We start from the raw sequence: 14,739 nt of genomic DNA on the forward strand, positions 1-14,739 counted from the left end.
TAAATAAAAGAAAAGCCCCTGTGTGTCGCCTAGTAGCAGGCGACACACAGGGGCGCATTTTTTTTACAGTAAACCTTTATCTACTTCCTCGTTCGCCAGAACGCTCTCCTCTACTGGCAGAGCGACCTTCAGACTGCCCTCTAGAGCTTGTACTACGCTCCACAGCAGGTGCGCTTGTACTCCGTTGGCTCGCTTGGAAAACACGTTCACTACTACCCGTTGATTGTCTAGAAGGAGCCCCCTCCCCACGACTAGAACGCTCCCTAGTAGGTTGTTCCCGACTAGGTTGTTGTCTCGGTGTAGCTTCCCGATTGGATGGCATTGCTTCCCGGCCAGATGACGCTCTACCGGAATTGTTAGGGGTAGAACCAGATCGCATATCGGTGCTTGTTCCACGCTCCGGCGTAGTTCGACGTTCAACGTTTGTGTTACTACGGTCCGAACGACCGCCTTCCGTTCTTGATATGGAAGAATTACCGCGAGAAGACTCTCGTGTACCTACCGTACTTCCGCTACGTCCCGATTCGCGAGACACCGTTCCTTCACGACCATCACCGCGTGAACTTGTTCCCGTACGCGTTCCTACACGCGAAGAGTTATCGATCCTGTTATCACGTGTCGATGTACGGTCATCTCCGCGTGAAGAAGATGTACCCCGTGTAGCACTACGATCCGGTCTATAAATCGAAACCGAACGGTCATCTACCCGTGTACCTGTCCGCGAATTCGACGATCGAACTGTACGCACATCTACACGACGTCCTATGCTACGTTCAACATCGCGGTGGCTAGGCCCGCCATAGTAATGATGATTATTTACAATATACGTGTTATTAATTATCGTAGTTCTGTTATACACATTTCTATGCCCATAGCTCCAATAGCGGGGCATATTCCGTTCATAGATACGTCTCGAAGGCATAAAGATCCACAAGTCAATAGGCAAACCAACCGATACCGATACATGCAAAGAAGGTCCCATTGGTGCCCATCCGTAGTAACCGCCACCTGTGCGCCAATCTACCCAAGCAGGTCCCCACTCGTATCCGGGAATCCAACCCCAACCATTGTATCGGGTATATACCCAACGGCCGTAATGAAATGGTGCCCAACCCCAATCGTAATTAGAAACCCATGTATTACCATATTCCGTCATCACCCAATAACCATTCGTACCATACGGACGAAAATCACGATTAGTACGAGGAAACCAAATATCACCGTACTGTGGATCCTGCTCCCAATAACCGTACGGAGAAAGCTCATCGTAAAACAAGTCAAAGGAAACGCGCTCAAAAGGCTGTGCTACTCCATGCTTAGGCGCCAAAAACCCTAGTAAAATGGCTACTAACGCGACAATAAATGCGGATGTCTTTCTACTTTTCATATGCCCAATATTTACACTTTTTATTTTTCTGCATCCCCTATTGTCTGTCACCATACACCAGTGGTTTTGCAATTTGATAGTAGGACTATCAAAAGAGTGCAAAGGTTTAGCGTCGCCAAACAGAAAACACAAAAACAACGACCTGTCAGGCACTTATAAAAAAAGCGGAGTCGCCCAAAGGCCACTCCGCTTTCGCAATATGAACGGAAAATCCCGCTTAATCGATATATTCGAATCCGGTGTAAGGAACCAAAACTGCAGGAATACGAATTCCCTTTTCTGTTTGATTATTTTCCAAAATAGAAGCCACAATACGGGGTAATGCCAAAGCAGATCCATTTAATGTATGTGCCAACTGCATCTTACCTTCCTCATTTTTAAAGCGAACCTTTAAACGATTAGACTGGTAGGTTTCAAAATTAGAAACAGAAGAAACTTCTAACCAACGTTCCTGCGCAGAGCTATACACTTCCATATCGTATGTCAGTGAAGATGCAAATCCCATATCCCCACCACACAAACGCAATACGCGGTAAGGTAACCCTAATTTTTGCAACAACCCTTGAACATAGCTGCTCATTTCTTCCAACACCGCATAAGACTTTTCTGGGTGAACGATCTGAACTGCCTCTACTTTATCAAATTGATGTAATCGGTTCAACCCACGTACATGCGCACCGTAAGAACCCGCCTCACGACGGAAACAAGGCGTGTAAGCACAATGTTTAATCGGAAACTGTTCTTCTTTCACGATCACATCACGATACATATTAGTGACAGGAACCTCCGCAGTAGGAATCAAATAAAGATCATCCTCGGTAACATAATACATCTGCCCCTCCTTGTCTGGTAGCTGGCCTGTAGCAAAAGCTGAAGCTTCATTCACCATAATAGGCACCTGTACCTCTGCATATCCCGCCTCAGCAGCTTGATCCAAGAAAAAATTAATTAAAGCACGTTGCAGACGCGCACCTTTTCCTTTATAAACCGGAAAACCAGCACCTGTAACTTTCACGCCTAACTCCAAATCAACAATATCATACTTCGTAAGCAAGTCCCAATGCTGCAGGGCTCCTTCTGACAGGGTTGGAATTTCACCGTGCTCCAGCACAACCTCATTATCATCCGCAGAAAAACCAACAGGCACGGATATATGAGGTAAATTAGGCAAAAGCACCAATTTATTATGCAAAGCTAATTCTACTTCCGCTAATTTGTCTGTCAATTGTTTTACTTGTTCCTTATATCCGGAGGACTGCGACTTTACGACTTCAGCTTCTTCTTTCTTGCCTTGACGCATTAAGTCTCCAATCTGCTTTGCCGCAGCATTTGCTTCCGCCGCAATCGCATCAGATTCGTTCTGAATTTTACGACGCGACTCATCGAGCTGAATTAAGGCATCAACGATTTCGACATCTTTAAAATTCTTTACAGCTAATCGTTCGATTACTGCATCCCGATTTTCCCGGATATAATTTAACTGTAACATATAATGAATAAATATTATGAGGTACAAAGATAAGAAGTGAAATTGAAATACCGTATTTTAGTAAAAACAGCAACAAAATGCCGTCAAAAATAAAATAATCACACCAAAACCTTGCATATTTTATCTTTATTTTATATATTTACGATTATAGTGATTTATTTAACAAAAAATTCATGTATGAATAATACGGAGTTTACACATAAAGACGATCATTGTATTAATAAATAAAAAGAATATGATTAAAGATTTAGAACTATTTGAATTTGAAACGTACACAGAGCTCCAGGAGCTTTCTTACGACGGTGATGACTTCGTGAACTTCGAAGATTAAGCGTAAAAAACGCGATTCCTATTGGCATTTCCTCGCCAACAATCTCAATCAAAAACAACTTTCTTAACAAAAATCCAAGGTAAAAAAATCTTACCTTTGACTATGTTATATTTAGTACCCACCCCTATTGGCAATCTGGAGGATATGACTTTCCGTGCTATCCGCATACTAAAAGAGGTCGACCTTATTTTAGCGGAAGATACGCGTACCAGTGCCCCGCTATTAAAACACTTCGGAATCGAGAAAAGGGTGTTCGCACACCATCAGCACAACGAGCATAAAGCAGTAGCTGAGATCATAAAATTTCTCAAAGAAGGGCAAAATATCGCCCTAATCTCCGATGCGGGTACACCGGCAATTTCAGACCCCGGTTTTTTACTTGTTCGCGAAGTAATCAAGGAGGGACTTGATGTACAATGCCTCCCCGGTGCAACGGCATTTGTCCCCGCATTGGTGAACTCCGGACTTCCAAATGATCGTTTCTGTTTCGAAGGGTTCCTACCGGTAAAAAAAGGAAGACAAACACGAATGAAACAGCTTACAGAAGAGAAAAGAACAATGATTTTTTATGAATCACCGCACCGTATTCTCAAAACAATAGACGAGTTCATCACCTACTTTGGCGCAGAAAGACAAGCCTCAATATCACGTGAACTCAGTAAACTTTATGAAGAAACAGTGCGCGGTTCCCTTCAGGATTTAAAATTACATTTTGAAAGCCATCCGATTAAAGGAGAATTCGTATTTTGCGTAGCAGGATTAGAAGACTAATCGTAAAACGACGCTTCTGACCCAAACCAAGAAATGGTTTTTATTTTTTGACTTATAGATTGATTTAATAATGAGCATAGTAAAATTTCTACAAGACGGACAAGATCCAAAGGTTGTTGAGAAAATTCACGACAAAATATTGGACATGCTTACTTCTGGTGAATTTATACAATATATTTCCCTACAGAAAAAACCGGCAGTGACCCTATTACCGGATAGTATAACGGTAAGCAACAAACGTATTTTCTTATGCGAATTTACCAAATTGGGACTCGCAACGAACTTCGAGATATTCTCTTGGAGTGACATCAAAGATATTGCCTTTAAAGAAGAGATTTTCGGCTCTAAAGTAACAGTAATACCCTTTACAGGAGAAAACCTTACCGTAGATTACATCCCTAAGGTACAGGCAAGAAAACTGTATCAACTAATAAAAGAAGCTTTAGAAAATGTGAATAATCCTGCGTTCAAAATAGAAACGGAAACAACGGTAACACCGATTCCTACAACACCGGCTTATCAGGATGAACCTAAAGTAGAAATCCATGCACCGCAAGATCACACGGTCGTAAACAAAGAAGCTGAAGCAACTTTCGAAATCACAAATTTACAAACCCCAGAGGAATTGCCTAGCGCAACCGAACCAAAACCAGTGATCCACGAAGAACCAGCGATCGTAGAAGACGATGAATTAACGCTGAAATTAAAAAAACTCAAAAACTTGTACGACCGTCAGCTGATCACACAAGCCGAATACGAAAACAAAAAGTCTGACTTACTCTCTCAGCTATAATCTGTGAAGAATAAAATAATACTTGCTCTTCTGAGCGCATTTTTACTATGGCTCGGGTGGCCGCCAGTGCCCTACTCTGCACCTGTACTCTTTGTTGCCTTTGTTCCTTTATTGGTAGCAATCGAACAAGTGATCCGTAGCCACGAAAACAATAAAGGACGCCAGGTTTTTTGGCTTAGCTTCCTGACAGGGTTTGTTTGGAACACTGCTTCGATCTACTGGGTGTATAATGCAATGAACGCCTACCTCCCAGGATATATATCGCTGCTGATCGCACTCATCCCGTTCACCCTAGCACCGCTATTGATGGCGACAGCCTTTCGGTTATATTATCAACTGCGAAAGAAAAAATCAATCGTATACAGTTTTGTTGGGCTGGTCTCTTTTTGGTTGAGCTACGAGTTTTTGCACCAATCATGGGACCTAGCCTTCCCATGGATGACACTCGGAAACGGTTTCGCAAATTTCCATCAACTTGTTCAATGGTATAGCATAACGGGAGTTTATGGCGGTAGCCTATGGATTTGGATGGTTAATATCCTCCTTTTCTTATTGATTTGGCAAAAGATGAATAAGATAGAAGCGATTCCCAATCTACGTCTTTGGATTATTACGCTTCTCGTCGTTACTATACCAACGGTCCTTTCCCTCGTTCAGTACAACACATTCGAAGAACATAGCAACCCTTCTGAAATCGTGGTGGTGCAACCGAACATTGATCCGTACCAGAAATTCGGTAGAATTACACCCGAAGAGCAGCTAAAGACTTTGATAGCACTATCCGAAAAAGTCGCTAAACCCAACACGGAGTTCTTTATTTGGCCCGAAACCGCAATCTCGGCGCAACAAGGAATCAATGAAGATGAATTTAGATCGCAAACCGCTTACAGCCGAATTATAACTTTTCTCGATAAATACAAAAACGGAAATGTCCTTTCTGGAATTGAAAGCTACCGCGTCTATAACGCACAAAAAACACCAACAGCACGCAAATGGAGCGCCAATACATATGTAGATGCCTTTAATGCGGCAGTCCTTGTTGATCAATCCAGCAAGCTGCAATTTTACCATAAATCTAAACTCGTACCAGGCGTCGAACAAATGCCATTTAGTGACGCATTGGCTTTCATGAAGCCACTATTTGCACACTTTGGCGGGACCACAGGAGGTTATGGAAGTCAAGAAGAGCCTTCGGTTTTTTACGCCGCCAGCGGGATCGGTGCAGCACCAGTGATTTGTTATGAGTCGATCTGGGGCGACTATGTCGCAGAATATGCACGACAAGGGGCACAGTTTATTGCCATCGTAACAAATGACGGCTGGTGGGGAAATACGTCCGGAAAAGATCAACACCTGCAATATGCAAAGTTGCGAGCTATTGAGAACCGACGCTGGGTAGCCCGGTCAGCAAACACCGGAATATCAGGCTTCATTAACCAGCGTGGCGATATCGTACAAAAAACAACCTGGTGGCAACCCGATGCGCTTACCCAAGAAATTAATCTCAATGAGGAACTAACCTTCTATACCAAACATGGTGACCTTCTAATATATATCGTGTTGGTTTCAAGTTTATTCTCCTTGTTACTAATTATCATTCCAAAGCGGAAATAACATTATTTTTACAATTCCATTCCTTAAATTTGCAGCATGAAAGTATATTTAGACAATGCAGCTACGACACCTTTAGACCCTGAAGTTATAAAAGTGATGACCGAAACGATGCAGGAAAACTATGGTAATCCATCATCTATCCATGCACACGGCCGTCAAGTAAAAACTATTGTGGAAAAGGCTCGTAAGACAGTAGCGCATTTGTTAAAAGCCTCGCCGGCTGAAATATTCTTCACATCCGGAGGTACAGAAGCCGACAATATGGCTATCGTACGCTCTATTATGGATCTAGGGATCAAGCATGCAATTACTTCTCCCGTAGAGCATCACGCAGTTTTGCATACGCTAGAAGAGCAAGAGAAATTAGGAAATATAACGCTTAATTTAGTACGTGTTGATGCAGAAGGCAATGTTGATCTTGCACACCTCCGGGAGCTCTTAGCAGAGAACCCGCGTACTTTTGTATCGTTGATGCATGCCAATAATGAAATCGGTAATTTGACCGATATCAAAAATGTATCCCAAATATGCCGTGAATTCAATGCTGTTTTTCATTCCGATACAGTACAAACCATGGGGCACTATCCACATGACCTTACCGATATAGACATTGACTTTATTACAGGAGCAGGACATAAATTCCACGGACCAAAAGGCGTAGGTTTCTTGTATATTAATGCAAAGAACAAAATTAAGCCTATGATTTATGGGGGAGCGCAAGAACGGAATATGCGTGGAGGGACCGAAAATGTTTATGGTATCGTTGGTCTGGCGAAGGCCCTTGAGATTAGCTACGAACAAATGGCCGAGCATCATGCCCATATTCAAGCCTTAAAAGAGTACATGAAAGAAGAGCTTCAAAAAGCTATCCCTGATGTACGATTCAATGGCGTAACAACGGCAAATAACTCGCTATATACCGTACTAAACGTTTCTCTTCCTTGTACCGGAATTGCAGATATGCTATTGTTTAGCCTCGATATTGCAGGTGTTTCTGCATCCGGAGGAAGCGCATGTAGTTCCGGCTCTGAGATTGGAAGCCATGTACTACAAGCCTTGAACTGCGATGCTAGTCGTCCATCCGTACGTTTTTCATTTAGTAAATACAATACAAAAGAAGATATTGATTTTGCAGTAAAAACGTTAAAAGATTTATGTGAGGAAAAGTAGGAGATTTTCCTACTTTAAGGAAGCTGCCGTAGTATATAGCGATCGGCTAACTCTCCAGCAATCTCTTTTCCCGAAAGATCCAACTGCCGCAATTGCTTATCCTCAACTTTATACCTATAGTCTAAGTCCGAGAGATCGAGTTCCGTGTTGGATAACTCCCATTTGCCAGATTTAGAAAATGCCTCTTGGCTTTTTCCAACATAAATATACTCTAGCACATACTCTTTATTTTCAGTCAGCGTAAGCACAGTCTTGATTGCTTCACAATCTGTACAAGGTAAGTCTCCTTTATAAACACCTATTACCTTACTTTCTGTTACTTTACCAAATTTCCCTGTATCTGCGGTATTACTTGTCGCATGTTGATTCATACAAGCGGTAAACAAACCCGAGAGCACAAATAATACAGAAATAGAGACAATCCAGCGCATAACAAAATCATGTAATACCTATACCTTATCAAAAAAAATACCACAAAATGTTAATGAAATGTTATATCGAAAGAAAGCCGAATAAAACTAGCGTACGGAGATACGCTTTACTACAGTTTCGGCACCTGATGACACGCGAACAAAGTAAACCCCAGTAGTCAGCTTACTGTTACTTTCAAAAGATAAATTTTGTATGCCGCCATCCAAACGTCCATTCATTAGATTTAAAACCTCATTCCCTAAGGCATCCATTACTTTAATGGTAACATTGGCTTGCTTACCGAGCTTAAAATTTACAGTTACTTGTTCTGCGATCGGATTATAAAAAACTTTTACATTATTTATAAGCTTCTCAACCGCTTCATCTGCACGTTCATTTTTATCAATAAAACCTCGGGTTGATTCGACCGAACGAGCAACAACTGTCCCTGCACCTAGCGTATAAACGCAAAGCATAAAGAATACAGCTGCTTTAGTTATCGATTTTATCATCTTGGTATACTGACTAAAAAAAGGTTGTTTGGTTTAAATACTTTATAATTTCACGCTTCAAGTCCCAATCACCTCATACAAATCTAGTTCTTTTTTATAGAAGTAAAGTGTAATAATTGAAATAAAGTTTTGCATTTAACAATTTTTAACAAGATTATACGTTATCAAACTTTTTTGCCTAGATTGGCACACTTTTTAACACAGGTGTTTCGCATAATCTTTACTAAATGAAACCAACAAAGCACGATGACGTGCACAAATTAAGCCTCGCGGGGCTTTTAATTAGCTTAGGGATAGTTTTTGGAGACATTGGTACCTCTCCTCTCTATGTATTCAAAGCCGTATTCCACCAAGGTACTATCGATCGGGATTTAATTATTGGAAGTCTGTCCTGCGTTTTTTGGACATTAACGTTACAAACAACAGTTAAATATGTTTGGATTACTTTAAACGCAGACAACAAAGGCGAAGGCGGTATCCTATCCTTGTATTCTTTAGTACGCAAAAAAGCCAAATGGCTGATTATTCCGGCAATTATTGGTGCCAGTGCACTTCTTGCTGACGGTATGATTACGCCGGCCATCACGATCTCCTCAGCAATTGAAGGGATCGCCATTCATAACCCAACCGTACCCACAGTTCCGATTGTTGTCGTCATTATCAGCCTGCTGTTCCTGATCCAACGCTTTGGAACATCCATAGTAGGCCGGGTATTTGGCCCCTTAATGCTTATTTGGTTTACAACAATAGCCACCCTAGGCGCAATGTATGTGCACCATTCGCCCGAAGTACTATACGCCCTTAATCCGTATTATGCCATTAAAACAATTGTAAATCACCCACAAGCTTTAATTCTTATCGGTGCTATTTTCCTATGTACAACAGGTGCCGAGGCATTATACTCAGATATGGGGCACTGCGGAAAGAAAAATATACGTATAAGCTGGATCTTTGTTAAAATTGCACTGGTTCTCAACTACTTGGGACAAGGGGCTTGGCTCCTAGAACATCAAGGGAGTGTCCTCGGCGACAGAAACCCTTTCTACGCCATTATGCCCGATGGTTTCATTGTATATGGTATTGCCATTGCAACAATGGCGGCAGTAATTGCCAGTCAAGCCATGATTTCGGGGTCTTATACCTTAATATCAGAAGCCGTGCGATTAAATATATGGCCTAAAGTAGCTATACGATACCCAAGTGACCAAAAAGGACAACTATATGTCCCTTCGATTAATCTTATTTTGTATCTCGGTTGTATGCTAGTTATCGCTGTATTTAAAGACTCCAGTAAAATGGACGCAGCATACGGTTTAGCAATCAATCTAACATTCCTGACCACAACGATCTTAATGTGCTTCTTCTTGGCTCGTGTTCATGTACACAAAATTTGGATCGCCTTATTTGGTACCTTTTACTTTGTAATAGAGTTTGGGTTTCTTTTTGGTAACCTCTCCAAAATACACCATGGAGGTTGGTTAACATTACTATTGGCAGCCGTTTTATTCACCGCCATGTTTTCTTGGTATGGGGCGCGCAAAATCAAAAATAGGTTTGTTAAGTTCAATGACATCCGAAACTACTACCCGATTATCTCCGAATTAACAGAAGATAAAAGTGTTCCTTTATACGCCTCGCATCTCGTATACTTGACAAGCGCCAACAAAAAGAACGAAATTGAATCAAAAATAATTTATTCGATTATCAATAAAAAACCAAAGCGTGCTGACGTGTATTGGTTGGTTCACGTAGACGTGATGGATAATCCACACACACGCGATTATGTCGTAGACCAACTCATCCCGAACAAACTAATACGGGTCGACTTTAAACTCGGTTTCCGCGAAGAACAACGCATTAGCTTACTGTTCCGTAAAGTAGTGGAAGATATGGTGCAGAAGGGTGAAATAGATATCACAAGTAACTATGAAACATTGAAAAAGCACAAAATAGCTGGTGATTTTAACTTTGTAGTTCTTGAAAAAATCATTTCTAAAACACACGACCTAAAGTGGCATGAGAAAATCATCCTGGAGATCTATAAACTACTAAAACGCTTCTCCCTTTCTGAAGAAAAAGGATTTGGCTTGGACAGCAGTTTTGTGACACTAGAACGTGTCCCGTTAAACATCCCAACTACAACGGATGTAAAACTGACACGATTAACAAAATAACACAAAAAGAGACCTCTTAACAGAGCTATCTGTCCTTAGATAACACTTCGACAGGCGCAGGATGACCATCGCTTAGGAGAAAAGTAAAAAAGCCTCTTTCGATATGAAAGAGGCTTTTTCTATAACAAAGAGAAAGCTTAATTAGCTTCCACCTTTTTGTTCAATTTCGAATGTTTATAACCGTACACAAAGTACACCGTTAATCCAATCGCCAGCCAAATTAAAAAGATAATCCAATTGCTCGCCCCCAGTTCTGTCATTAAATACAAATTCACCAAAATCCCCATCACAGGCAATAGCGAGAAATTAAACTTATACGCCATACCAGCAAGCACAATCCACACAAGCCAAAAAAGGATCGTTAACGATTTATGCTCTATAATGTACAGCGCACTTAAACTTTTCCATTCATTAATAACATCCTGCCCATAGTAAAACAGCACAAAACAAGCCGCAACAAAACCTAAACCCACTAGATATTTACCATTGATATAGGGAACCTTAAATTTCGATTTCTTAGACAATCCCGAATGATCCATATACAATACACCCGCACAGACTAAAATAAATGCAAAAAATGTCCCCACACTGGTAAGATCGACAAAGAAGTCCATCTTAAAAAATAAGGAAGGTACTGCCACCACAAGACCCGTTACAATCGTCGCAAAAGATGGAGTCTTGTATTTCGGGTGGATACGTGCGAATTTCTTTGACAATAAGCCATCTCGACTCATCGTCATCCAGATCCGAGGTTGCGCTAACTGATAAACCAACAAAGCACTTGTAATAGCTATAACCGATGTAACAGAGATGATCCCAGCCATATGGTCAAAACCGACATACTTAAAGACAAAGGCTAACGGATCTTTTACATTTAACTCCGTATAATGAACCATCCCCGTCAAAACCAAAGTAATCGCAACATAAAGAACCGTACAGATAATCAAACACCAAATCATAGCTCGAGGCAAATCACGTTGTGGATTTTTACACTCCTCAGCCGTAGTTGAAATAGAATCAAAACCGATAAAAGCAAAGAAAACAGCGGCTACAGAACGTAAGACACCTTTAACACCGTTCGGCGCAAAAGGAGACCAATTCTCTGGTTTAATAAAGAATACACCCCCAATAATGACAGCCAAAATAATCCCAACCTTAATCATTACCATGATATTGCTAGCGCGCTGAGACTCCTTAATTCCCACGTATACCAACCACGTAACGAGCACCGTAATAAGTCCAGCGGGAAAGTCAAAAATAATAGGAATATCACCAATGCGTGGTGCCGATAAGTAAGCCTCTAACCCTGCTTTATCTGCGATAGATAAAGCAGACATTCCCTCCGCGAGGTACTTATCATGAGCTTCAATCGCATAGGCCGGGGCCATGCTCAGCCATCCCGGAATATGGATGCCAAATCCTTCTAGCATCGAGCAAAAATACTGAGACCAAGAAATAGCGATTACCGTATTGGAAACCGCATATTCAAGCACTAACGCCCAACCAATAATCCATGCAAAAAGTTCCCCGAAGGCTACATAAGCGTACGTATACGCACTCCCCGAAACGGGAACGGTAGATGCAAATTGCGCATAAGCAAGCGCCGTAAATACACAGGCAAATGCGGTAAACACAAATAACAAAGATATAGCAGGTCCACCCTCAAAACTGGCCAACCCAATGGTGCTGAATATACCTGCGCCAACAATGGCGGCAATCCCTAAAGAAACTAAATCTCTAACCCCCAACACTTTCGATAGGCCCGATCCTTCTTGCGCATCTATAAGAATCTGGTCTACGCTCTTCTTCCTGAAAAGTTTACTCATCATACGTTTATGTTAATAATTTGACTTATGTATTACAAACTTAGATAAATTTGCTTTCATACACAGTATAAATCGATGACATATAACATAAAAGTTAACGACGACTCCGAGAATTAGAAATGGGTTACGTTAAACCATCCTGTACAAAAAGGAACACAGCTCGAAAGTCGTGCATATTTTGAGAACAATAATCGCGTAAAACAATAGTTAATGCCTCTCTTTGCTCGGCATCCACTTCAAAAGCCCATATACGTTTACAAATATTGAAAAGCGCATAACTCAGGTTAGGAATTTCAGCGTATTGTACAATATATTTAGATTCCAGAAATCGATCGTAGAAAACCATAAAACGGGCTACATCTACGGTTTCTAAAATCTCTATCGACCGCTGTAATACGGGACGCTTAACAGCCTCTAAGTGCTCATACAGACGTAAAGGATTCACTAGATCTTCAGCAATCAATAGATGATCCAATAACAACTCCACCGCAATATGCGCCATGAAAGAAGGTCGAATAGGCGTTCCCGCTAATACAGGAACCAAAAGCTTGCGCAATACATGACAATGATTTAAAAAATATGGAGAACCATGAAATAATTTATCTACCTCCACATGCCGGTACCAACCCTCCAAGATATGCGTCGTATCGGGGCTGTTAAAAAAAAGGGACTCGTAACGTTGCGGCTGAAAATTATAACCCTTATCTACATTCTTTAATAAATCAGGCAACAAGCCTCCTAGCACGCGCTCCGAATGTCCCGTATAACGCTCAAAATAGTAATGTGATAGAAAATTCACTAGCTTAACTTATCCTTTTATTTATCGTAAGATACAGGTTAATTCTCGTATCTTTGCAATCTTAAATATAAAAATCTTAACCCTAGAAAGATGAGTTTTGTAGAAGAATTACGCTGGCGAGGTATGCTTCAAGATATCATGCCTGGAACCGAAGACTTATTGAATAAAGAAAAAGTGTCCGGATATATAGGCTTTGATCCCACCGGAGATTCATTACATGTGGGACACCTAACACAGATCATGACGCTGATCCATTTCCAAAATGCAGGACACAAACCTGTTGCTTTGGTGGGCGGCGCTACGGGTATGATTGGTGACCCTTCATTTAAATCCGCCGAGCGAAACCTACTCGATGAAGAGACCTTACAGTTTAACGTAAACAGCCTCAAAAAGCAACTTACAAAATTCTTGAACTTTGGAGAAGGCGAAAATGACGCCCAAATGGTCAACAACTATGACTGGTTCAAAGATTTCAAATTTTTAGACTTCATTCGTGATGTTGGTAAATTGATTACCGTGAATTACATGATGTCAAAAGACTCTGTAAAAAAACGCCTAGAAGGCGAAAATGGTCTCTCTTTTACAGAATTTACCTATCAGCTGATCCAAGGATACGATTTTTACTACTTGTGGAAACACCACAACTGTAAAGTACAGATGGGAGGCTCCGACCAATGGGGAAATATTGTGACAGGTAGCGAGATGATTCGTCGCCAAGATCAAGGTACCGCCTATGCGATTACCACGCAATTGATCAAAAAAGCAGATGGACAGAAATTCGGTAAAACGGAATCGGGTGCCGTATGGTTAGACCCGAAGAAGACATCGCCTTACAAATACTACCAGTTTTGGTTAAACGCAACGGACGACGATGCCAAAATATGGATTAAGATCTTTACACTAAAGACACAGGCTGAAATCGAATCCATTATTGCGGAACATGATGCAGCACCACACCTTCGATTGGTACAAAAAGCACTTGCTAAAGATATTACGATCCGTACGCACTCGGAGGCAGACTATGAAACCGCAGTAAAAACTTCGGAATTCTTATTCGGCAATGGTTCCTTGGAATTCCTAGAAAACCTGGAGCACGATGCCGTACTGGATGTTTTTGACGGTGTACCACAATTTACCATCGCGAAAGAATCCCTTGCCAATGGCATAAACATTCTGGATTTATTAGCGGTAGACACACAAGTATTCCCATCGAAAGGTGAAGCTAAAAAGATGTTACAGGGAGGTGGTGTTTCGCTTAATAAAGCTAAACTTACCGATCTGGAACAAATAATCGACACCAAAGATCTAATCAGCAACCGTTACCTTGTTGCGCAACGCGGCAAGAAAAACTACTTCTTAATTATAGCAGATTAACACAAATGCTGTAAAGTAGGCGCTACAAGTCGACTTTTCTCGATATAAAAATAGCTTATTCAGGAGTTTTCTAACCCAGAATAAGCTA

12 protein-coding genes are annotated in these 14,739 nt (G+C 41.2%); 6 read left to right on the plus strand and 6 right to left on the minus strand.

Features of this window, described 5'->3' with window-relative positions:
- Window positions 1–76: 76 nt before the first annotated feature.
- The gene (locus B9Y69_RS06545) at window positions 77–1,387 is read right to left on the minus strand and encodes a DUF6600 domain-containing protein (protein ID WP_134430602.1); all 1,311 of its coding nucleotides are present in this window, start codon (window positions 1,385–1,387) and stop codon (window positions 77–79) included.
- A gap of 217 nt (window positions 1,388–1,604) precedes the next feature.
- Window positions 1,605–2,876, minus strand: coding sequence for a serine--tRNA ligase (gene serS / locus B9Y69_RS06550; RefSeq protein ID WP_085472223.1), 1,272 nt, complete (start codon window positions 2,874–2,876; stop codon window positions 1,605–1,607).
- 433 nt (window positions 2,877–3,309) lie between these two features.
- On the opposite strand from serS, the gene rsmI reads away from it, so the two are divergent.
- The 4 genes from rsmI (at window position 3,310) to B9Y69_RS06570 (ending at window position 7,555) form a co-directional block, all read left to right on the plus strand.
- Window positions 3,310–3,978 carry a 16S rRNA (cytidine(1402)-2'-O)-methyltransferase gene (gene rsmI / locus B9Y69_RS06555; protein ID WP_085472224.1) on the plus strand — a complete coding sequence of 223 codons (669 nt, stop codon included), beginning with the start codon at window positions 3,310–3,312 and terminating at the stop codon, window positions 3,976–3,978.
- A 70-nt stretch (window positions 3,979–4,048) separates the two neighbouring features.
- On the plus strand, window positions 4,049–4,771 hold the full coding sequence (locus B9Y69_RS06560) for a PH domain-containing protein (RefSeq protein WP_085472225.1): 723 nt from the start codon (window positions 4,049–4,051) through the stop codon (window positions 4,769–4,771).
- A gap of 3 nt (window positions 4,772–4,774) precedes the next feature.
- Window positions 4,775–6,385 (plus strand): apolipoprotein N-acyltransferase, encoded by a 1,611-nt coding sequence (gene lnt, locus B9Y69_RS06565; RefSeq protein ID WP_085472226.1) that lies wholly within the window; start codon window positions 4,775–4,777, stop codon window positions 6,383–6,385.
- Between the two features lie 36 nt (window positions 6,386–6,421).
- Window positions 6,422–7,555: a cysteine desulfurase family protein gene (locus tag B9Y69_RS06570; RefSeq protein ID WP_085472227.1), complete on the plus strand. Its 1,134-nt coding sequence runs from the start codon at window positions 6,422–6,424 to the stop codon at window positions 7,553–7,555.
- A 14-nt stretch (window positions 7,556–7,569) separates the two neighbouring features.
- Here B9Y69_RS06570 and B9Y69_RS06575 read toward each other — a convergent pair whose 3' ends face one another.
- Together B9Y69_RS06575 and B9Y69_RS06580 are read right to left on the minus strand one after the other, a co-directional pair.
- Window positions 7,570–7,986: a copper resistance protein NlpE gene (locus B9Y69_RS06575; protein WP_085472228.1), complete on the minus strand. Its 417-nt coding sequence runs from the start codon at window positions 7,984–7,986 to the stop codon at window positions 7,570–7,572.
- Between the two features lie 87 nt (window positions 7,987–8,073).
- A complete protein-coding gene (locus tag B9Y69_RS06580) occupies window positions 8,074–8,478 on the minus strand; it encodes a T9SS type A sorting domain-containing protein (RefSeq protein WP_085472229.1) in 405 nt (134 codons plus the stop codon).
- 227 nt (window positions 8,479–8,705) lie between these two features.
- On the opposite strand from B9Y69_RS06580, the gene B9Y69_RS06585 reads away from it, so the two are divergent.
- Window positions 8,706–10,652 carry a KUP/HAK/KT family potassium transporter gene (locus tag B9Y69_RS06585; protein WP_085472230.1) on the plus strand — a complete coding sequence of 649 codons (1,947 nt, stop codon included), beginning with the start codon at window positions 8,706–8,708 and terminating at the stop codon, window positions 10,650–10,652.
- 137 nt (window positions 10,653–10,789) lie between these two features.
- Here the strand turns inward: B9Y69_RS06585 and B9Y69_RS06590 are convergent, their stop codons facing one another.
- Window positions 10,790–12,481, minus strand: a complete 1,692-nt coding sequence (locus B9Y69_RS06590; protein WP_085472231.1) for an amino acid permease — start codon at window positions 12,479–12,481, stop codon at window positions 10,790–10,792.
- A 121-nt stretch (window positions 12,482–12,602) separates the two neighbouring features.
- Entirely contained in the window at window positions 12,603–13,277 is a 675-nt protein-coding gene (locus B9Y69_RS06595; RefSeq protein WP_085472232.1) for a hypothetical protein, read from the minus strand.
- A 90-nt stretch (window positions 13,278–13,367) separates the two neighbouring features.
- On the opposite strand from B9Y69_RS06595, the gene tyrS reads away from it, so the two are divergent.
- Window positions 13,368–14,651 carry a tyrosine--tRNA ligase gene (gene tyrS / locus B9Y69_RS06600; protein ID WP_085472233.1) on the plus strand — a complete coding sequence of 428 codons (1,284 nt, stop codon included), beginning with the start codon at window positions 13,368–13,370 and terminating at the stop codon, window positions 14,649–14,651.
- Window positions 14,652–14,739 lie beyond the last annotated feature (88 nt).

Source organism: Sphingobacterium psychroaquaticum (genome assembly GCF_900177625.1).
In the GTDB taxonomy this organism is placed as follows: domain Bacteria; phylum Bacteroidota; class Bacteroidia; order Sphingobacteriales; family Sphingobacteriaceae; genus Sphingobacterium; species Sphingobacterium psychroaquaticum.